A 19,021-nucleotide genomic window follows, 5' to 3' on the forward strand; every position below is an offset into this window, starting at 1 on the left:
CGCCAGGCCTCCACCTGCTCGGGGTAGAGCCCGCGCTCGCGGCAGTAGGCGCTGACTTCAGCCTCGTTCATCGGAGCTGTCTCCAGGACGATCTGGAACTTCTCCTGGCTGGTCCACTGATCTGGCTGGGTAGAACGTGATGGCAAAACCTGTCCTCGTGCTCTGGCCTGTTTCCGCCAATTGTAGAGGGTTGTCGCGGTGATGCCTTCCTGCTCGGCTAATTCCGGGATGGTCATGCTCATGGGCGGTGCCATCTTCTTGAGGATGGCTTCCTTACGCTCTGTGGGATAACGCACGTTGATCACCTCTCAATCCGTTTGGGTGACAACTACGCTGGCAGATAGGGGATAGCGCCGCCGGAAGGCGGCCTCCACCTCCCGGCGCAGGTCCATCACACCGAGCTGGTGAAGGAAGTGCACCTGATTGGCGACCTGGGCGGCATAGACGCCCAGCACTTCAGGGTCGGTCAGGAACGCCGCCCAAGGCGGGTCGCCCAGATAGTCCAGTGCCCGCTCATGGCCGGGAATCTCGTCCAGCATGCCATGGTAGTGGGCCTGCACCAGCCGGAACAACAGGCCTTTGGCATAGGCGATCTCGCCCCACCGGGTGAACATCTTGGCCCGGGCACGCTGCTTCTCGGTGCGCCGTGGGTATCCCTCGACGCCCTCTCTACCGAGCCGTTCGACCTGCCCTGGCACTCCCAGCTCGGCAATCTCGGCCTCGAGGCGCCCCGCCAGGTGCGTCATGTACTCGCGGTTGGCCGGCAGATAGCGCTCCTCGCCGGTCACCCGGTAGAGGCGCTGGGCGTAGTGGCGGCGCTTGCCGATGGAGAATTCGGGAAGCACCGCGTCATAGGTCGCCCGGAGTCGCTCCGCCGCCAGCCGGTGGTGTTCGTCCGGGCCGGCATCGGGCTGCTGCACGGCACAGGCCGAAAGCTGCAACACCAGCCCACACAGGGCAAGCCACGACAACAGCCGCTCGTGGAGGCTGGGCAGGCTCATGAGCGATTCTTCCTGCGCCGTGACTGCTCGGGCCGAATCATGCGAACCCTTACCTTGGGCCGCGGCGACTCGGCAGGCGGCTCCGGCGGCTTCTCCTCTGCGGTTGGTGCCGTTGGCTCAGGAGTTCTCGGGATGATCACCCAGGCGAAGGTCGGCAGCGCCAGGCGCCAGTGGATGGCGGCCAGGCGCAGGCCGAGGGTCGCGCTCAGCGAGAAGGCAACGGCGACCGGTCCGGGTGCCCCCAGGGCATCCAGCCCGACATAGACGACGCCACCGGCGATGGCCGCGGTGGCGTAGATCTCCTCGCGCAGCACCATGGGAATACGACGCGCCAGCACATCGCGCATCATGCCCCCGGCCACCCCGGTCATCACGCCCATCAGCATCGCCACCAATCCCGATGTGCCCATCTCAAGCGCCTTGTGGGCGCCGATCACCACGAACAGCGCCAGCCCGAAGGCGTCGGCCACCGGCATGAAGCCTCGAGAGAGGCGATGGATATAGTGAAACCCCAGAATCGAGAGCCCGACCGTGGCCAGGATCACCCATAGGTAGGTGGGGTCGGTGACCCAGAATACCGGCCTTATGCCGAGCACCAGGTCGCGGACGGTGCCACCCCCGATGCCGGTCATTGCCGCCAGCACCAGCATGCCGAAGGGATCCATGCGCGAACGACAGGCGAGCACCACACCCGACAGGGCAAAGACGACCACCCCCGCCATATCCAGCCAGTAGATCAATTCGTTCACTGCCGTCTCCTTCCGCCGCGCCGCCTCGAATGGGCGCACAGCATAGACCAATTCCCGCCGGGTGGAAGGGTCAGAATGTGTCCGTGCCGAAACGCGCCAGCTGCATCTCCCGCAGCCGGCTGAGGGTGCGCCGGAAGGGAAAGGCCAGATGCCCATGGGGATAGAGCGACTCCATGGGCACCGCCGCCTCCAGATACAGCGGTGTGCGCCTGTCGTAGCACTCATCGACCAGGGCGATAAAGCGTCGCACGCCGTCATCCCGGCGGGACAGCGGTGGCAGTTCCCGATCCCCCGCCACCACTCGATCGACGCCATCCTCGGTTCCCCGGGCAATGCCACCCATCGGGCGGGCATCGCTCAGGCGAGGCACCCCCTCCAGCAGGATATGCTCGAAACGGTCGACCAGGGCGATGAAGTCCAGCGCCGCCAGGGGCTGCTCGCAGAGCTCGGTGTAGTCGCACCACACCACCGACCCGCTGCGCCCAAGTACCGCGATGGCACGGTGGCCAAGTTCGATGGGAGCCTGGGTGGTCGCCTGGCCGTCGCAGAGCCTTGCAAAGACATCGGGCATGGCCCGGTTGCCACTATCGGCCGCCACGACCCAGTACCGCTGATGGCGACGCCCCGGATGCAGACGGTGGTCCTGCCCTTCGCCGAGGTCGATGGCATGCATCTCTCGCTCCATGGCGGCAATGGCCGGCAGAAAGCGTTCGCGATTGAAGCCGTCGGCATAGAGTTGATGAGGCGCCTGATTCGAGGTGCAGACCAGCACGACCCCCTGCTCGAAGAGCGCGGTCAGCAGCCCGCCCAGCAGCATGGCATCGGCGATGTCGTTGACGAACAGTTCATCGAGGCAGAGTACCCGCACTTCGGCGGCCAGCTCTCGGGCCAGGGCGAGCAGGGGGTTCGGCGTGCCGCCGAGCTGAAACTGGCGACGATGCACCCAGCGCATGAAGTGATGGAAGTGCTGGCGCCGGGCCGGTACCCGAAGGGCATGGTGGAAGGCATCCATCAACCAGGTCTTGCCGCGCCCCACCGGCCCCCATAGATAGACGCCCGTCGCCGGCTTGCCCTGCGCCTCTTCATGCCCATGCACGGCGTCGAAACAGGCCTCGAGGGCCTCGGCGGCGGATCGCTGGGAGGCATCGGCAACGAAGCCGTGATGCGCAAGGGCCTGGTGGTAGACGGCCAGCGGCGAGGTCGCCCCGGTTGGAGGACGGGACGGCGCGCCACTCGATGCCTCGGGTCTCTTCCGGCGCGTCACGCCCCTTCCCGCTGAAAGGCGTAGACGCTGCCGATGCCCAGCAGCCGGCTCAGCTCGTCCAGGGCGGTCAGTGACTCCCTGACCAGCGCCGGGTCGGCGAGGTCCTCGGGCACGAGGCGGTCACGGTAGTGGCGCTGCACCCACCCGACAAGCTCGCCGTACAAGGCGTCGTCGAGCAGCACGCGCCCGGAGAGAGCGGCACGCTCCTCGGCCGCCAGCACCATCCGCAGGCGCAGGCAGGCGGGGCCTCCACCGTTGCGCATGCTCTGCTTCACATCCTTGACCACCACCTCGCCGATGGGATTGGCCCCGGCCAGCAGATGGTCCTGCAGGGTTCGCCAGACCCTCTCGTTCTCCTGGCACTCCCCGGGCACCACCAGGGTCATGGAGCCATCGGCATTGGTCAGCAGCTGAGAGTTGAAGAGATACGACCCTACGGCATCCTCGAGACTCAACGCCTCGCTGGGCACGCGCACCGGAATCAACGGGGTGCTCATGCGCTCGCGCAGGGCCTCCAGGGTGCCCTCTTCGTCCAGAAAGGCCATCTCGTGGTAGAGCAGCACAGGGCCGTTGCCCACCGCGATGACGTCATTATGGAAGACCCCGGCATCGATGGCCCCGGGGTGCTGCTGGGCGAATACCGTCTGCGACTCGGCCAGGCCATGCTGACGCGCCACCGCCTGGCTCGCCTCCAGGGTCTGGCGCGCCGGGAAGCGACGCGGTGCCGGGCTCTCTTCGGTGCCCCAACCGAAGGCCTCACGCCCGTAGACATAGAGGTGCACCCCGGCATCGCCGTGCTCGCCGGCCAGGCGCGTATGGTTGGCCGCCCCCTCATCCGAGAAGGCGGGAGTGGCGGGGAGCACCGGGTGATGGACGAAGTGTTCCCGAGAGCGGAAGATCGCCGCCAGTACCCGGCCGGTGGTAGCGGGCTCGAGAAAGCGGTGAAAGCTCGACTGCAGGTTGGCCGGGGTGAAGTGGACGCGGCCATCGGGGGCATCCCGGCTGGGCGTCACGGTGGCGGCATTGGCGGTCCACATGCTCGCCGCGGAGCACACCGCACGCAGCACCTGCGGCGCCTCGCCGGCGGCTCGCGCCAGCACCCGCTCGTCACTGCCGGTAAAGCCCAGCGTTCGCAGGGCCCCGAGGTCCGGGCGCTGCTGCGGCGGCAGCACGCCCTGGGGGTAGCCGGCGTCCATCAGCGCCTTCATCTTGGCTAGCCCCTGCAGGGCCCCCTCCCGGGGATTGGCCTCCAGCCCCCCATGACGCATCGATGCCACATTGCCCAGCGCCAGGCCGGCATAGTTGTGGGTAGGGCCCACCAGGCCGTCGAAGTTGACCTCACGGTAGTCGGTGAGGCCCGCCCCGCTCTTCAGGCTCTCGTTCACAGGCTCACCCCCGGCGGCAGCTGGTCGGGCAGGTGCAGGTCTGCGCTCTCCATGGAGGCCACCGGATAGGCGCAGTAGTCCGCCGCATAGTAGGCGCTGGGACGATGATTGCCGCTCTCCCCTACTCCGCCGAAGGGGGCATCCCCGGAGGCGCCGGTGGTCTGGCGGTTCCAGTTGACGATGCCCGCCCGAATACGCAACAGGAAGTCATCCCAGTCGGCGCGCGCGCCACCGATCAGCCCGGCGGAGAGCCCGTACCGGGTGGCATTGGCCAATGCCACCGCCTCATCCCAGGAGCGGTAACGATGGACCCGCAACAGCGGCCCGAAGTGCTCCTCGTCGGGCACCTCCAGGCCGGTGACATCGATCAGCGCCGGGCTGAGCAGGCTGGTGCCCTCCTCGAGACGCTCCATGCGCGCCAGCACCGTGCCGCCTCGGGCCTCCAGGGCCTCCTGGGCCGCCAGCAGGCCATCGGCGGCGGCCACGCTGACCAGGCCGCCGTAGAAGGGCGCCGGTTCGCTGAAGGGGGCCGCCACCCGCAGCCGCGAGATGGCATCCACCAGCGCCTCGATGAGACGGTCGCCCACCTCACCCTCCGGCACGATCAGGCGTCGTGCACAGGTGCAGCGCTGGCCACCGGAGAGGAAGGCCGACTGCAGGATGGTCAGCACCGCCGCGTCCTGGTCCGGCACGTCCTTGATCACCAGCGGGTTATTGCCGCCCAGCTCCAGTGCCAGGATCTTGTCCAGCTGACCGGCGAACTGACGGTGCAGGATACCGCCCACCTTGGCGCTGCCGGTAAACAGCAGGCCATCGATGTCGGGATGCGCGGCCAGGGCCTGGCCGGTCTCGGCCCCGCCCTGTACCAGGTTGATCACCCCGGCCGGGAGACCCGCCTCCCGCCAGCACTGCAGGGTCAGATCGGCGGTGAGCGGCGATTGCTCGCTGGGCTTGAACACCACGCTGTTGCCGGCCAACAGCGCCGGCACCATGTGGCCGTTGGGCAGATGCCCCGGGAAGTTATAGGGCCCGAAGACCGCCATCACCCCATGAGGCCGATGACGCAGCACGGCGCGTGCCTCTCCGACATCACGCTCGCGCTCTCCGGTACGCTCCTGACAGGCGCGCAGCGAGATCGCCACCTTGCCGATCATGGCGCCGACCTCGGTGCGCGCCTCCCACAATGGCTTGCCGGTCTCATGGGCAATGGCCGAGGCCAGGTCCTCGCGGTGGGTCTCGAGGGTCTCGCGAAAGCGTTCCACCAGTGCCTGGCGTTCGGCGAAGGACGTGCGGGCCCAAGTCGGGAAGGCCTCACGGGCCGCCGCCACCGCGGCGGTAACGTCATCGGCACCGGCACTGCCCCCTTGCCATAGCCGTTCGCCGGTAACCCCGTCGTGCTTGGTGAAGGGCTCGGCGGCCCCCGCTTGCCAGCGGTCACCGATCAGCAGCGCCTGTGTCGGCTTCATGATGCTTCCTCCTCGGTATCCAGAATGCGCAGACAGGCGCCCGCCGTCACCTCGAGGCGGGCCGCCTCGTCGGGGGTCAGGCGCAGGGTGCCATCTGCATCGGGCCCGCGACCCACCCAGGCGGCTCGGAAGTGAGCCATCTGTGTCGTCGCGGCCAGCCAGCGCGGCCGCTCGTGCGACTCGTCCAGAGCCGGGTCAATCACCGTCGAGCAGCGTCGCGACAGGCGTACCCCCCGCACGTCATCGATATAAGCCTCCACGGTGGGGCCGCCGTCGAAGATGTCGATATAGCCTTCCCAGCGCAGCCCCTCCTTCTTGAGCATGGCCAGGGCCGGGCGCGTCTGTTCATGAACCTGACCGATGCAGGCCCGCGCCTCCTCGGAGAGGAACGGCGTGTAGATCGGGTATTTGGGCATCAGCTCGCCGATAAAGCTTTTCTGGCCCAGCCCGGTCAAGCGGTCGGCCTCATCGAAGTCCATGGGAAAGAAGTGGCTACCCAGGCAGAACCAGAAGGGGCTCTTGCCCTGCGCGTCGAAGACACCACGCATTTCCGCCAGCACCTTCTCCGGGAAGCGATCGCGAAACTCCGCCATGAACAGCCAGCGCACCATGGAGAGCAACGCCCCGTTGCGCTCGGTGCGCCGGTCGCCGCCCCGGTAGGCGGGACGCAGGAACAGCGAGGCCACTTCGGCGTCGCCGGTATGGTCCGAGCACAGAAACAGGGTATCGATGGTGCGATGCAGGTCGAGCTGCACCGATGAGTGGGCCAGGGTCCCGAGGCGATAGTGATAGAAGGGCACCTCGCGCCCCACCTCGCCCTCGATGGCACAGCAGCCGGCCAGGTGGCCACTGACCTCATCCTCGAGCACGAAGAAGTAGTTGCGACGCTCGGGGGGCGTTCGCTCCAAAAACGTTTCCTGGGTGGCGGCGATCTTGGCGGCCAGGAAATCGCGGTTGTCGGGCAGCGACGTAAAGCCGACACCGGTCTCCCGGGCCAGGGCCTGCAGCTCTTCCAGGTCACCCTCGGCCATGGGTCGAATACGCATTACAGCTCCCCCTCGTCATAGCCCGGGTCATGTGCCTCGCCACCGCCACCATCTTCCCCGGGCAGCGCGAGAGGGGCCGCCAGCACCGCACGCCCCTCTTCCACGCCCAGCACCGCCGCATGCTCCGGCGACAGCATCAACTGGCCGGTGGGCGACAGCGCATAACGCGCCACCACACAGCGGAAGTCGGCCAGGCGCTGATTGGCGATCATGGCCGGTTCGGCGTCGGGAAGGGTATGGGCGGGGCGGATGCGCACCGGGTGCCAGGCGGCCCGGCGGACGCTGTGCAGACGCTCCCGCTCGGCCTTGATCACCGGCCCGGCATCGAAGATATCGACGTGGCGCGAGCGCTGGAACCCCTCGGCCAGCATCTCCGTTATGGCGGGCTCGTGGTCCGGGTGCTCGCGGCCAATGGCGGCACGCGCCTGGGGCGTGAGCAGCGGCAGATAGAGCGGGAACTGCGGCATCACCTCGGCGATAAAGCTCTTCGAGCGTACCCCGGCCAGGGTATTGATCTCCTCGAAGTCGCGCATGAAGAAGTGGCGCCCCACGCTGTTCCAGAACGGTGACTCCCCGTCTGCGTCCAGAAAGCCCGGGAAGGCCATCGCCAACAGCGTGGCAAACCGCTCGGGATACTGGGCGATCAGCATCAGGCGGGCACGGCGCAGCAGGCTCTCGCCGCCGGTGCCGCGGTAGCGCGGCACCAGCGAGTACGCACATAGCAGGCTCGCCTCGGAGGCTTCGTGGGAGAGTGCCAGGGTCTGGACCTCGCGGCGCACATTGAGCTGCTGGGAGGCGTGTATCAGCGTTTCCTGGCGGTAGGTGTAATAGGCATCCTGTGCGCCGGCCTGGGCCCGCACCGTGGCGGTGCCCACCACCTCGCCGCGGGCCAGGTCCTCGAGCACGAAGGTGTAGTGCTCGTCGCCGGGACACTCCACCGCCGCGGCGAAGGCCTGGCGCGAACGCGCGATGCGCTCCTCCAGCCGGTCGCGATGGGCCGGCAGATTGGTAAGGCGCGGCACGGCCACCCCGGCCAGTCGCTCCAGGGCGGGCAGATCGGCCGGCGCGACGGGACGCACGACGAGCATGGCGGCCTCTCCCCTCTCGCTCACGGCGCGTCGACCAGGCGGGCCACGGCACGCTCCAGACGCGCCATGCCCTCCGCGATATCGGCCTCGGGAATCACCAGCGAGGGCGCCATGCGCAGCACATTGGGCCCGGCAACCAGGGCCATCACGCCCTCCTCGATGGCCAACGGCAGGATGTCCTTGGCGCGGCCACGCCATGCCTCGCTCATTTCGGCGCCGACCAGCAGGCCCATGCCGCGCACCTCCCGGAACACGCCGTACTTGGCGTTGATCGCCTCCAGGTGTTCACGGAAGAGGTCGTGGCGGCGATTGACGCCTTCCAGCACCTCGGGGGTATCGATGTATTCGATGGCCGCCAGGGCCACCGCCGAGGCCAGCGGGTTGCCGCCATAGGTGGAGCCGTGGGTGCCCATGGTGAAGGCCGAGGCGACGCGGTCGGTGGCCAGCATCGCCCCCACCGGGAAGCCGCCGCCCAGCGCCTTGGCGCTGGTCAGGATGTCCGGGGTCACGCCGAGCTGTTGATAGGCGTAGAGCGACCCGGTGCGGCCTACGCCGGTCTGTACCTCATCGAAGATCAGCAGGGCATCGTGGGCATCGCACAGGTCGCGCAGCCCCTGCAGGAATTCCCGCTGGCCGGGCAGCACGCCGCCCTCACCCTGCATCGGCTCCACCATGACGGCACAGGTGTCGTCGTTGATCAGGTCACGCACGCTGTCGAGGTTGTTGTACTCGCCGTGGACGATGCCGCCGGGCACCGGACCGAATCCCTCGGCGTACTTGGGCTGGCCGCCCACGCTGACGGTAAAGAAGGTCCGCCCGTGAAAGGCCTGGGAGAAGGAGACGATGCGGTGCTTGTGTTCACCCGCCTGGTCGAAGGCCCAGCGACGCGCCAGCTTGAGCGCCGCCTCGTTGGCCTCGCCACCGGAAGAGCACAGATACACCTTGTCGGCGAAGGTGCGCTCCACCAGGGTCCGCGCCAGCTTGAGGGCAGGCTCGTTGGTATAGACGTTGGAGAGATGCCAGAGCCGGTCGGCCTGCTCCTTCAGGGTCTCGACCAGCACCGGGTGGCAATGCCCCAGCCCATTGACGGCGATCCCCCCGGCGAAGTCGATGTACTCACGGCCTTGCTGGTCCCACAGTCGGCTGCCCTCGCCGCGCACCGGAATGACCTGCTGAGGGGCATAGTTCGGCACCATATAGTGTTCGAAATCGGCGCGGGTCGGGGTCTGGCTCATGACATCCTCCTGTGAAGTCGGGAAGGCGCATCGAGAATGCGCCGACCCTCGAGTATAGAGAGCGGAACGCCCCGCCGCTTTCACCGATGGGACGCCGAGTTGTGTAAAAGCTCCCCGCGGCGCGCCATGCCTGGCGCACCACGAAAAAAAGCCCCGGCAAGGCCGGGGCAGGATGTCACGATCGATACACGGGACTGGCGAGACGAACCGTCGAGCGCCGGCCTCAGCCCGCCAGTGGTCGTGCGACCACTGGCGAAAAGTCAGAAGGCATGGAACATGGAATGAGAAGACACTGGGCTAGAAAGCTCAGGGTTAGAAAACACAGGGTTAAAAAACATAGTTGGCGCCCAGCCGGATATCGCGGCCCGGCTCCATCACGCTGCTGCCGCTGCTGAGCAGGAAGCTGCTGTGATCGCTGTATTGCTTGTCGAACACATTGTTCACCGCCAGCGTCAGCGTCAGGTTCTCATTGGCTGCCGGCGTCCACTGCGCGCGGATATCGTGGGTCACGTATCCCGGCTTTTCCTCGTCTCCTTCCGCGACGCGCTCCAGGCGCTCCACCGCATTGAGGGTATACCCCAGGGTGATATCGCGGTTCGGCAAGCGGTACTGGTGATCCCAGGTCCACTTGTCGCCGGTAGAGGCACCGATGCCCATCTCATCGCCCAACGGGTTGCCTTCGCTGTTCTTCATGACGGTCTTGGCGTAGCCCAGGCGAGTGTCATAGCCACCCACCCCCCAGTCAAGGCTGGCCTCATAGCCACGGCTCTCGACTTCGCCATCCAGGTTGTAAAGCACGGCGGGATCGCTGCGGCGATCATAGGCCTGATAGTTCTCGATATCGGTATCGAAGCCGGTCAGCGCGAAGCCGAGGCGGTCGCCCTGGGTCAGCGCATCCCGCTGGTGCCAATCGAGGCCGATCTCGCGCTGACGGGAACGCTCGGGCTCGAGGCCATCCGCGATGGTCACGTCGTCGCCGATCAGGATGACTTCACGCGCCTTGGCGCCGCGCACGGCCTCTCCATAGCCGGCATGCAGGGTGAGGTTGTCGGTGGCGTCCACACTCAGCCGCGCGTTGGGCGAAACCTCGCTGCTACTGACGCTGTCCGCTTGGCCGTACTCGGTCTTGTAGTCGTCCAGGCGCGCGCCGACGGACAGCTCCCAGGCGCCGAGGCTCATGCGATTCTGGACGTAGGCGCCCAGATTGCGCGAGGTATCTTCATCGTTGGGCCCAGCCGATGCCCCTTCGTTGGTGCGGCGAGTTTCCTGTTCGTAATAGTCCATCCCCGCCGTCAGCCGGTGGGACACCGGCCCCGTGTCGAGATGGAAGGTATTGCGAACATCACCGCCAATATCCGTGGAGCGGCTCTCGCTGCCACTTTCGACGCGATCCAGCTCCTGGGTCGTGTGATACAGGGTGGCCCGGGTATCGATCAGCTCATTGCTCGGATGCCAGGCATGGTTGAGCGTAAAGGTCTCGCGCTCCATCTCCTGGTAGGTCGCCTCCTGGCTGCTGAAACTCGGCATATGGGGGCGCGTGAAGTAGCTACCATGATCCGTGGTGCGCTCGGCACTCAATCGCAGGTCCTGGTCGTTGACGTCCAGCAGGGACATCTTGAGCAGGTAACCCCGCTGTTGACCGGCCGTTTGCGGCTGTACGTCATCATCGCCGGCCTCATAGTCATCGCTGTTGCGGCCACTGACATACCCCAGCAGCCCCAGGTTCTCGCCCAGACGACCATAGACGGCGGTAGTGCCGCTGAAAGCGTCCGCCGCGCTTTCGGTACCGACGGAAACCCGTGCGCCCAGATCCTGGCCGGGCTTGAGAAGGTCCTGAGCGTCCTTGGTCTCGAAGCGCACACTGCCCCCCAGCGCCCCCGGGCCATCATCGGCCGTCGCCGGTCCCGTATCCACTTCGGCACGCTTGAGCAGGGCCGGGTCGATGGTCAGGCGCCCCGTGTGATGGAACAGGTAGCCCCCCTGACGGGCACCATCCACCGTGACGTTCAAGTTGGTATCTTCCAGGCCCCTTACATACACCTTCTGCCCGATGGCAACGCCCCCACCCACATCGACGCTCGGCTCGCCACGAAAGAGGTCTTCCAGATCGCGTGCCTGGCGCTGCGCGATGTCCTGGTCGGTAATGACCACTTCATCCCCGAGCCGCTCTCCGGTAACGACGATCGTATCGAGCTCATTGGCCATGACCTGATTCGCAAGCCCCAGCGACATGGCGCTGGCCGTCAGCATTGCCGCTTTCAATGGATGTAGACGAGGATTCACACAGGGCTCCTTAAGCAATGATTATCGAATTCATTACCTTATGATAATAATTCTTACTCAAAACATGCAACTTTTTTTGTATGCCCTGTGTCACCCCTGGCGTCGCCTCGGCGCCGCTCCGGAACTTCCGTACCCCCTCGATGGTCGCCTTCCCAGGCGAGCATGCCAGGCGCATGATGCGCTACAGACAGGCGACGGGAGTCAGGACGATGTTCAATAACACCGGCTGGAATCGGCTGCGCTACAACCTCTATGCGCCGGCCTACGACCTGGTGGCCGAGCGCGCCTTTCGCGAGGCGCGCCGCCGAGCCGTGGAACAGGTGATCTGGCGCCCCGGCATGCGGGCGCTGCTGGTCGGCGCCGGTACCGGGCTGGACCTGCCCTTCCTGCCCCGGGACGTCGAACTGCATGCCAGCGACCTGTCACCGGCCATGGTCAGACGCCTGGAGCATCGCGCCGAGGCGCTGGGCATGGACGTACAGGCTCGGGTGATGGACGCCGAATGCCTCGACTATCCCGACGATCATTTCGACGTGGTGGTGATGCACCTGATCCTGGCGGTGATGCCCGACCCGGCTCAGGGCCTGGCCGAGGCCCGCCGGGTGCTGAAGGGAGACGGCCAGCTCTGCGTCATGGACAAGTTTCAGACCGATGACCACCCATCCGGCGCGGGCCGCCGAGCCCTCAATGCCCTGACCTCGGCCATCGCCACCGATATCACCCGACAGGCCCGCCCGCTGCTCGAGGCGCAGGGGTTCATCATCGAACAGGACACCCCGGTGATGATGGGCTCGCTGATTCGCGCCCTGTTGGCAAGGCCGGGTTGATCAGCCCAGGCGCTCCTCGCGGGGCGTCAAGCCGAAGTGGTTGCGGTAGGCCGTGGAGAAATGCGCCGCCGAGGAAAAGCCGGTCTGCAGGGCGATCTCGCCCGCCGGCCGGTCGCTCTCGCGCAGCAGGCGCCGGGCACGCTTCAGCCGCAAGCCCATATAATAGCGGCTGGGAACCGCACTCAGGTGTTTCTTGAACAGCCGCTCCAGCTGGCGCCGGGAAACCCCCAGATGCTCTGCCAGCTCGTGGGTGGTCAGCGGCTCCTCGATATTGGCCTCCATCAGCGCCACGCCGTCGACCAGGCTCTGGGGCGCACCCGCCAATGGCGTCGAGGGTTGAGGCTCGTCGGCCATGCGCACGCGCTCCAGCACGAAGTGGGCCGAGACCTCCTCGGCAAGCTCGCTGCCATGGTGGCTGGCAATCAGGGTCATCATCATGTCCATGGCCGCCGTACCGCCGCCGCAGGTCAGGCGGTCGCGGTCGATCTCGAACAGCTGACGCGAGAGGCGAATCCTCGGATGGGAAGCGGCCACCGCCTCGAAACGGGGCCAGGGCACCGTGGCGCGATAGCCGTCGAGCAGGCCGGCACCGGCCAACAGCTCGGCGCCTCCCCCGATACCCGCCAGGGCCTGACCCCGGGCGGCCAGACGGTCAAGCCAGGCAAGCAATGCCGCCTCCGGCGACTCGCCCCAGGGGGCGCAGACCAGCAGCAGATCGAGGGCGTCGTCATCGGCGATGGCCCGGTCCGGGGTCAGCACCTGATGAGAACCACTGGGGACCGGGCGGTCGTCCAGCCCCAGGGTCACCAATGAATAGAGGGGGGTGCCGGCCAGCCGATTGGCCACCGCCAGCGGCTCGGTGGCACAGGCCTCGGCCAGCAGCGAGAACCCCGGCAATACCACCACGCCGACCCGACGCCGGGGTGAAGCGATGGTGGTGGCTGTCGTATCGGGCATGCGGGGCTCTCGGAACAGCAGGGCCGTCCATTGTAGCCAAAGCCCCGCCCAGGGACAGCCCTGGCTGTCGAACGCGCCGGGCTAGTCGCTTATCCCCATCACCAGCATAAAGCCAATGACAGCTGCCGCGACCACAATAACCAGCGGCAGCACCCAGGTCAGGCCGCGTGAAGGCTCACGCGCCTCGGGTTGCGTCTCGTCGGGCTCGGGGTTTGCGAAATCCTCGGGCTCGCTCACTTCCTTGAGGTGCTGAAGCTCTTCGTCCGGGGTCTGGCTCTCGCGGGTATCCATGGCACCCTCCGGGTCTGCGTGTGCATGCGCAGGACGCCGGGGGCGCCCTGCCCTTACAGGGTTACGACATCGAATTCCGCCACGGGGTCCACATCGGCATCGTAGTCGACGTCGTCCCGCTCGAAGCCGAACAGCTTCAGGAACTCGTGCTTGTACCCAGCATAGTCGGTAATCTCGAAGAGATTCTCGGTGGTCACACGAGGCCATAATTCCTTGCAGGCCTGCTGAACATCATCGCGCAGCTCCCAGTCGTCCAGGCGCAGGCGACCGGCCTCGTCGGTATCGGCGCTGCCGCCCTGCCCTTCGGCCAGATAGAGGCGCTCATCGAATAATCGGTTGAGCTGATCGATGGTGCCTTCGTGCAGCGCCTTCTCCTTCATTACCCGATAGACCATGGCGATGTAGAGCGGCATGACCGGAATGGCGGCACTGGCCTGGGTCACGACAGACTTGAGCACCGCCACGTTGGCACTGCCTCCGGAGGCCGCAAGCCGCTGGTTGATCTCACCGGCGGCGCGATCCAGATCTTCCTTGGCCTTGCCCAGGGCACCGTGCCAGTAGATCGGCCAGGTAATCTCGGTACCGATATAGCTGAAGGCCACGCTACGGGCGCCGGGCGCCAGCACGCCGGCGCGATCCAGGGCGTCGATCCACAGCTCCCAGTCCTCGCCGCCCATCACCGCGCGGGTATCGTCGATCTCCTGCTGGGTAGCCGGCTCGACCTCGGCCTCGATGATGGCGTCCTTGTTGGTGTCGATGGCGGTGGCCCGGTAGGTCTCGCCGATCGGCTTGAGGCTGGAGCGCTTGAGTTCGCCGCTGTCGGGCAACTTGCGCACCGGCGAGGCCAGCGAGTAGACCACCAGGTCGACCTGGCCCAGGTCCTGCTGGATCAGCTCGATGGCCTTGTCGCGAGCTTCATGCGAAAAGGCATCGCCGTTGATCGACTTGCTGTAGAGCCCTTCGGCCTTGGCAAACTTGTCGAAGGCGGCGCTGTTGTACCAGCCGGCCGTCCCCGGCTTCTTCTCGCTGCCGGGCTTCTCGAAGAACACGCCCAGGGTATCGGCGCCATAACCAAAGGCGGCGGTGACACGCGCCGCCAGGCCGTAGCCACTGGAGGCACCGATCACCAGTACCTTCTTCGGTCGCGGCTCCTCATCGCCCAGGGCCTTGCCGAGGTCATGGGCACGGGTCGCCTCGATCTGTTCGAGCACATTCCTTTCGCAGCCGACCGGGTGGGTGGTAGTGCAGATAAAACCGCGTACCTTGGGCTTGATGATCACGTCAGACCTCGCTGCTTGTGTTGTGGACGGACGCCGCCGCCCTGTCATGGAGTGGTAATCGCTCTATTCTAGCGGCCAGGTTCGCCGCTGTCCGCCCTTGAGCACGACCGGCAGCTAGGGCAGGATGCCAGCCTGATGATGACTACCCTAGCGAAGATACCCGGGAGCGAACGATGAATGCCCAGACTCTGGTCGACGAACGGGGCGAGCTGTGGCTGGCGCTGGCACCGCTATGGCTCGAGCGCGAACCGGGCGAGCGCGACTATGCGCAGATGCTCGAGGTCATCGAGCGTCACGACCTCACGGTCAACGAGCTGGAATGGATCTTTCGCATCGAGCTGGCACCGGTCCTGGCGCGCCACCAGATGTCGGTGGTCGGCGAATGGCGACGCTTCGACGACTATGCGCTGATGCAGCAGCTGGTGGCTCACAACCTGCGGCTCAAGGGGTGGCGACGCAAGAGCTGGGCGCTCTTCTCGGGGCTGACGACCATGATGACCCGGCATCGCTGGAACGAGCTCATCGGCCGCCTGATGGTGCAACGCGGCGAAGCCCCCCCATGATGACTCGACGCCCCCTTCCTCTATACCTCATCCAGGGCCGGCTCTATCGCGATTCTCAATGCGTCCTCGCCGTCGCGGGGCGAGAAGCGGCGAATCACCCGGCCATCGCGCCCCACCAGGAACTTGGTGAAGTTCCATTTGATCACGCCGGTTCCCAGCAGCCCCGGCGCCTGGCGCTTGAGCTCGATGAACAGCGGATGGGTGTCACGACCGTTGACCCTGACCTTCTCCATCAGGGGAAAGCTGACCTGGTAGTCGCGAGCACTCAGGGTGCAGAAATCCCGTGCCGACTCCGGTGACTGGCGACCAAACTGGTTACAGGGAAAGCCGATCACCATGAAGCCATGCTGGCGATAACGGCGATAGAGGCGTTCCAGCTCGCGCAGCTGGGGCGTGAAACCACAGCGGCTGGCGACATTGACGATAAGCAGCACCCGGCCGCGTAGGGCGCCGAAGTTGAACGACTCACCCTCGGCGGTATAGCACTGTTGATCGTGAATAGTCATTCTCGGGCCTTGATGGTCGATATCTCTCACGATGCCATGCCGTCCGCGACAGTGCCACCCTGGCCGACCCGCCACTCGTATCGGCCCCTCATGCTCTCACGGACGACCATCACGGCCTCCTCCTGTGCCTGGAGCCTGACAGGCCGGCTCACGAGGTGATCTTCAGCATCCCCCTGTCGCGTAACACCTCCACGGCCTGGCGGGTGTCGGGTGTCACCCCCTCCTGAGCCAGCGCCTCGGCCGGCGGCAGCCAGAAGGCATCGGCCACCTCCTCGGCCTGAAGCGCCAGGGGGCCATCATGCTGGACCAGGTAGAGACTGGCGAAGATATGGTTGCCACCTCGGGCATGCACGAAGCCACCCGCCGGCATCAGTGTCCTGACACGGATACCCAGCTCCTCCTCGAGCTCACGGCGGGCCGCGAGGTGCACCGCCTCGCCGGCCCCCACCACGCCACCGGCGGCCAGGTCGAGCCCACCGGGAAAGACCTCCTTGGTCAGGGTACGACGCTGGACACAGAGCTCGCCCCGGGCGTTGCACACCACCACATAGGTGGCGCGGTGCCAGAAGCGGAAACGACGCATCTCCGCCCGCCATGCGCTGCCGCATGGGCGATTGCGGGAATCCACCAGCTGAATGCGCTCGCGGGCAACATGCGGCGCCGGCAAGCGCGTGTCGTCGGTCATGGACGTCTCCCCGAGAAAAGTCCAAGCCTAACCAGTCGCGGGCGTGGCGTCACGTTGACCGCGAGCGCCGCGCCTTCCATGCTCAGACAAGGCACCCAGCGGAGACCCGCCATGCCCGATCATGCCCCCCGCACCCATCTGGCCACCCATGAGGTAACCAACCAGCCGGGCCCCAGCGGCGACGGCGACCTCCTGGCCGAGGACCTTCCCCTGCGCGAGGCCCTGGACCGGGAGGCGCCGGCCTGGGTGACCGAACTCCTGGCGCCGCTGGGCCGGGACGTCGGCAGCGAAAGCATCCAGGCGCTGGGCGACCTCGCCAATCGCCACCCGCCGGAACTGCGACTCTTCGACCGCCACGGCCAACGCCTGGACGAGGTGTGCTATCACCCCGCCTATCACCAGCTGATGCGCCTGGCGATAGAAGGGGGATGGCACTCGGTGGCCTGGCAACAGGAGGGCTGCGGCGGCCACCAGGCCCATATTGCCGCCCTCTACCTGCTGACCCAGGCCGAACCGGGATTCTGCTGCCCGGTGACCATGACCCATGCCGCCATGCCGGTGCTACGCCAGTCCGCCGGCGTAGAGGCCCGCTGGGCCCCCGGCTTGCTGGCCAGTGACTACGACCCACGAGCCCTGCCCGCGAGCCGGAAACGGGGGCTCACCTTCGGCATGGCCATGACGGAAAAGCAGGGCGGCAGCGACGTCAGGAGCAACGCCACGCGAGCCGAGCCCACCGACGATGGCTGGCGACTCACCGGCCACAAGTGGTTCTGCAGCGCCCCCATGTCCGACGCCTTCCTGACACTGGCCCAGACCGAAGCGGGGCTGGGGTGTTTCCTGGTGCCACGCTTCGCCCCCGATGGCCGGCGCAACGCCATGGAATTGCAACGACTCAAGGACAAGTGCGGCAACCGTGCCAATGCCTCCGCGGAGATCGAGTACCGCGGCGCCTGGGCAGAACCCCTCGGCCCACCCGGCCGCGGCATCGCCACCCTCCTCGAGATGGTGCAGCAGACGCGCCTGGATGCCGCCACTGCTCCGGTGGGCATGATGCGCCAGGCCCTTGTCCAGGCGTGGCGCCATGCCCAGGGGCGCCACGCCTTCGGGCGGGCCCTGGCCGAGCAGCCGCTGATGCGAATGGTGATGGCCGATCTGGCACTGGAAGTAGAGGCCGGGGTGGCGCTCGCGTTTCGCACCGCCCGCGCCTTCGATGGCGCGGCCCGAGGCGATGCCGCCGAGTTCGCCCTGGCCCGACTGCTGCCGGCACTGGCCAAGTACTGGCACAACAAGCGCGGCCCCGGATTCATGGCCGAGGCCATGGAATGCCTGGGGGGCATCGGCTACGTGGAGGAGGCCCCACTGGCACGGCTCTATCGCGAGGCGCCGGTCAACTCGATCTGGGAGGGTTCGGGCAACGTTATCTGCCTGGACGTGCTGCGGGCACTGGCACGCCATCCCGAGGCACTGGAGGCGCTGTGGCAGGAACTGGCACCGGTTCGCGGCCGGCTACGGGAAATGGATACCGCCCTGAGCGACCTGGAACGGCTGCTCGAAGCCTCACCCGAGGCGCTGGAACAGCGGGCACGCTGGCTCGTTCAACGCCTGGCCCAGTGCCTGCAGGGGGCACTGTTGCTGCGCCATGCACCGAACGCCGTGGGTGAAACCTTCTGTCGAACCCGCCTGGGGGTGGAAGCCGGGCCGGCCTATGGCGTGCTTCCCACCGGGGCTCCGGTCGAGGAGATACTGGCGCGCCTGCCGGGCTAGCCCATCAGCCCAGCACGGGGCCGGCAACCACCCTTGCCGCCAGTGCCAGCAACAGCACTCCGGTAGCGCGGTTGACCCAGTGGGCACGCGCCCGCAGCCAGGGCAGTACCCGCGAATGCGAGAGCCCCAGGGCCACCAGCACATACCAGCCGGCATCGATCAACATGGCGGTAAGCACGATCACGCCCTGGGCCACCAGGCTCATGTCGGCGGTGATGAACTGACTGAGCAGGGCGATAAAGAACAGGATCAGCTTGGGGTTGCCCAGCGCGACCAGCACGCCATCTCGCGCCGCCTGGCGGCGAGTGGTGGACACGCCTCCGGCATCCAGGGAGCCACCGCGCCCGGCACGCAGCGCACGGATGCCCAGCCAGGCCAGGTAAGCTGCCCCACCCCAGGTAATGACCTGAAACAGCAGAGGCTGACGCACGATCAGCGCTCCCAGCCCCCATACCGTGAGCAGGGCGTAGAAGCCGACGCCCAGGGCATGGGAGAGCCCCGCGACGACACCCGGGGCACGACCCCCGCCCAGAGTATGGCGCAGCACCATGGCCAGGCTGGGCCCGGGCGACATGGCGCCCAGGGCACACACCGCCGCCAGGGATAGCCACAGGGAGAAAGGCATGCCGGA

19 protein-coding genes are annotated in these 19,021 nt (G+C 66.8%); 3 read left to right on the forward strand and 16 right to left on the reverse strand.

The genetic code is table 11. From position 1 onward, the window contains the following. From Q358_RS0111450 to Q358_RS17335, 10 genes are all read right to left on the reverse strand, one after another. Window positions 1-305, reverse strand: a 305-nt coding sequence (locus Q358_RS0111450) for a transposase (RefSeq protein WP_156940908.1), incomplete at its 3' end; no start/stop codon positions are given. Between the two features lie 3 nt (window positions 306-308). Continuing rightward, entirely contained in the window at window positions 309-1,001 is a 693-nt protein-coding gene (locus Q358_RS17325; RefSeq protein WP_051530346.1) for a DUF3541 domain-containing protein, read from the reverse strand. Further along, window positions 998-1,750, reverse strand: coding sequence for a trimeric intracellular cation channel family protein (locus tag Q358_RS17330; RefSeq protein ID WP_084286543.1), 753 nt, complete (start codon window positions 1,748-1,750; stop codon window positions 998-1,000). The genes Q358_RS17325 and Q358_RS17330 overlap by 4 nt, the downstream gene beginning before the upstream one ends. A gap of 70 nt (window positions 1,751-1,820) precedes the next feature. Next, window positions 1,821-3,014: a cell division protein ZapE gene (zapE, locus tag Q358_RS0111465; RefSeq protein WP_084286544.1), complete on the reverse strand. Its 1,194-nt coding sequence runs from the start codon at window positions 3,012-3,014 to the stop codon at window positions 1,821-1,823. Further along, window positions 3,011-4,399, reverse strand: a complete 1,389-nt coding sequence (gene astB / locus Q358_RS0111470; RefSeq protein ID WP_245598317.1) for an N-succinylarginine dihydrolase — start codon at window positions 4,397-4,399, stop codon at window positions 3,011-3,013. The genes zapE and astB overlap by 4 nt, the downstream gene beginning before the upstream one ends. Continuing rightward, entirely contained in the window at window positions 4,396-5,865 is a 1,470-nt protein-coding gene (gene astD / locus Q358_RS0111475) for a succinylglutamate-semialdehyde dehydrogenase (protein ID WP_027962142.1), read from the reverse strand. Before astD ends, astB begins: the two co-directional genes overlap by 4 nt. Beyond that, entirely contained in the window at window positions 5,862-6,911 is a 1,050-nt protein-coding gene (gene astA, locus Q358_RS0111480; protein ID WP_027962143.1) for an arginine N-succinyltransferase, read from the reverse strand. Before astA ends, astD begins: the two co-directional genes overlap by 4 nt. Continuing rightward, entirely contained in the window at window positions 6,911-7,999 is a 1,089-nt protein-coding gene (locus Q358_RS0111485; RefSeq protein WP_027962144.1) for an arginine N-succinyltransferase, read from the reverse strand. Before Q358_RS0111485 ends, astA begins: the two co-directional genes overlap by 1 nt. Before the next feature lie 20 nt (window positions 8,000-8,019). After that, window positions 8,020-9,234, reverse strand: coding sequence for an aspartate aminotransferase family protein (locus Q358_RS0111490; RefSeq protein ID WP_027962145.1), 1,215 nt, complete (start codon window positions 9,232-9,234; stop codon window positions 8,020-8,022). 327 nt (window positions 9,235-9,561) lie between these two features. Then, a complete protein-coding gene (locus Q358_RS17335; protein ID WP_156940909.1) occupies window positions 9,562-11,517 on the reverse strand; it encodes a TonB-dependent receptor domain-containing protein in 1,956 nt (651 codons plus the stop codon). A gap of 209 nt (window positions 11,518-11,726) precedes the next feature. On the opposite strand from Q358_RS17335, the gene Q358_RS0111500 reads away from it, so the two are divergent. Beyond that, window positions 11,727-12,344: a class I SAM-dependent methyltransferase gene (locus Q358_RS0111500; RefSeq protein ID WP_027962146.1), complete on the forward strand. Its 618-nt coding sequence runs from the start codon at window positions 11,727-11,729 to the stop codon at window positions 12,342-12,344. Here the strand turns inward: Q358_RS0111500 and Q358_RS0111505 are convergent, their stop codons facing one another. The 3 genes from Q358_RS0111505 to fabV form a co-directional block, all read right to left on the reverse strand. Further along, a complete protein-coding gene (locus Q358_RS0111505; RefSeq protein ID WP_211248332.1) occupies window positions 12,345-13,301 on the reverse strand; it encodes a GlxA family transcriptional regulator in 957 nt (318 codons plus the stop codon). A gap of 81 nt (window positions 13,302-13,382) precedes the next feature. Then, window positions 13,383-13,592 (reverse strand): hypothetical protein, encoded by a 210-nt coding sequence (locus Q358_RS0111510; protein ID WP_027962148.1) that lies wholly within the window; start codon window positions 13,590-13,592, stop codon window positions 13,383-13,385. A 53-nt stretch (window positions 13,593-13,645) separates the two neighbouring features. Next, window positions 13,646-14,872, reverse strand: a complete 1,227-nt coding sequence (fabV, locus tag Q358_RS0111515; protein WP_027962149.1) for an enoyl-ACP reductase FabV — start codon at window positions 14,870-14,872, stop codon at window positions 13,646-13,648. A gap of 173 nt (window positions 14,873-15,045) precedes the next feature. On the opposite strand from fabV, the gene Q358_RS0111520 reads away from it, so the two are divergent. Then, window positions 15,046-15,435 (forward strand): DUF7079 family protein, encoded by a 390-nt coding sequence (locus Q358_RS0111520; protein ID WP_027962150.1) that lies wholly within the window; start codon window positions 15,046-15,048, stop codon window positions 15,433-15,435. Window positions 15,436-15,455: 20 nt separating this feature from the next. Here the strand turns inward: Q358_RS0111520 and Q358_RS0111525 are convergent, their stop codons facing one another. Beyond that, entirely contained in the window at window positions 15,456-15,941 is a 486-nt protein-coding gene (locus tag Q358_RS0111525) for a glutathione peroxidase (RefSeq protein WP_027962151.1), read from the reverse strand. Between the two features lie 148 nt (window positions 15,942-16,089). Continuing rightward, entirely contained in the window at window positions 16,090-16,626 is a 537-nt protein-coding gene (locus tag Q358_RS17340) for an NUDIX hydrolase (protein WP_051530348.1), read from the reverse strand. Window positions 16,627-16,737: 111 nt separating this feature from the next. Between Q358_RS17340 and Q358_RS0111540 the strand changes: the two genes are divergently transcribed. After that, window positions 16,738-18,390 carry an acyl-CoA dehydrogenase family protein gene (locus Q358_RS0111540; protein WP_027962152.1) on the forward strand — a complete coding sequence of 551 codons (1,653 nt, stop codon included), beginning with the start codon at window positions 16,738-16,740 and terminating at the stop codon, window positions 18,388-18,390. Window positions 18,391-18,394: 4 nt separating this feature from the next. On the opposite strand, the gene Q358_RS0111545 is transcribed toward Q358_RS0111540, so the two are convergent. Beyond that, the gene (locus tag Q358_RS0111545; RefSeq protein ID WP_027962153.1) at window positions 18,395-19,015 is read right to left on the reverse strand and encodes a LysE family translocator; all 621 of its coding nucleotides are present in this window, start codon (window positions 19,013-19,015) and stop codon (window positions 18,395-18,397) included. Window positions 19,016-19,021: the final 6 nt, after the last annotated feature.

It is taken from the genome of Halomonas halodenitrificans DSM 735 (assembly GCF_000620045.1).
Lineage (GTDB): Bacteria > Pseudomonadota > Gammaproteobacteria > Pseudomonadales > Halomonadaceae > Halomonas > Halomonas halodenitrificans.

Coding starts and splice junctions, on each gene's coding strand:
- Q358_RS0111525 (WP_027962151.1), bottom strand. CDS start 15,941: ATGACTATTCACGATCAACAGTGCTATACCGCCGAGGGTGAGTCGTTC.
- astD (WP_027962142.1), bottom strand. CDS start 5,865: ATGAAGCCGACACAGGCGCTGCTGATCGGTGACCGCTGGCAAGCGGGG.
- Q358_RS17340 (WP_051530348.1), bottom strand. CDS start 16,626: ATGACCGACGACACGCGCTTGCCGGCGCCGCATGTTGCCCGCGAGCGC.
- Q358_RS0111505 (WP_211248332.1), bottom strand. CDS start 13,301: ATGCCCGATACGACAGCCACCACCATCGCTTCACCCCGGCGTCGGGTC.
- Q358_RS0111545 (WP_027962153.1), bottom strand. CDS start 19,015: ATGCCTTTCTCCCTGTGGCTATCCCTGGCGGCGGTGTGTGCCCTGGGC.
- Q358_RS0111520 (WP_027962150.1), top strand. CDS start 15,046: ATGAATGCCCAGACTCTGGTCGACGAACGGGGCGAGCTGTGGCTGGCG.
- astA (WP_027962143.1), bottom strand. CDS start 6,911: ATGCGTATTCGACCCATGGCCGAGGGTGACCTGGAAGAGCTGCAGGCC.
- Q358_RS0111490 (WP_027962145.1), bottom strand. CDS start 9,234: ATGAGCCAGACCCCGACCCGCGCCGATTTCGAACACTATATGGTGCCG.
- Q358_RS0111540 (WP_027962152.1), top strand. CDS start 16,738: ATGCCCGATCATGCCCCCCGCACCCATCTGGCCACCCATGAGGTAACC.
- Q358_RS17325 (WP_051530346.1), bottom strand. CDS start 1,001: ATGAGCCTGCCCAGCCTCCACGAGCGGCTGTTGTCGTGGCTTGCCCTG.
- Q358_RS0111485 (WP_027962144.1), bottom strand. CDS start 7,999: ATGCTCGTCGTGCGTCCCGTCGCGCCGGCCGATCTGCCCGCCCTGGAG.
- Q358_RS0111510 (WP_027962148.1), bottom strand. CDS start 13,592: ATGGATACCCGCGAGAGCCAGACCCCGGACGAAGAGCTTCAGCACCTC.
- Q358_RS0111500 (WP_027962146.1), top strand. CDS start 11,727: ATGTTCAATAACACCGGCTGGAATCGGCTGCGCTACAACCTCTATGCG.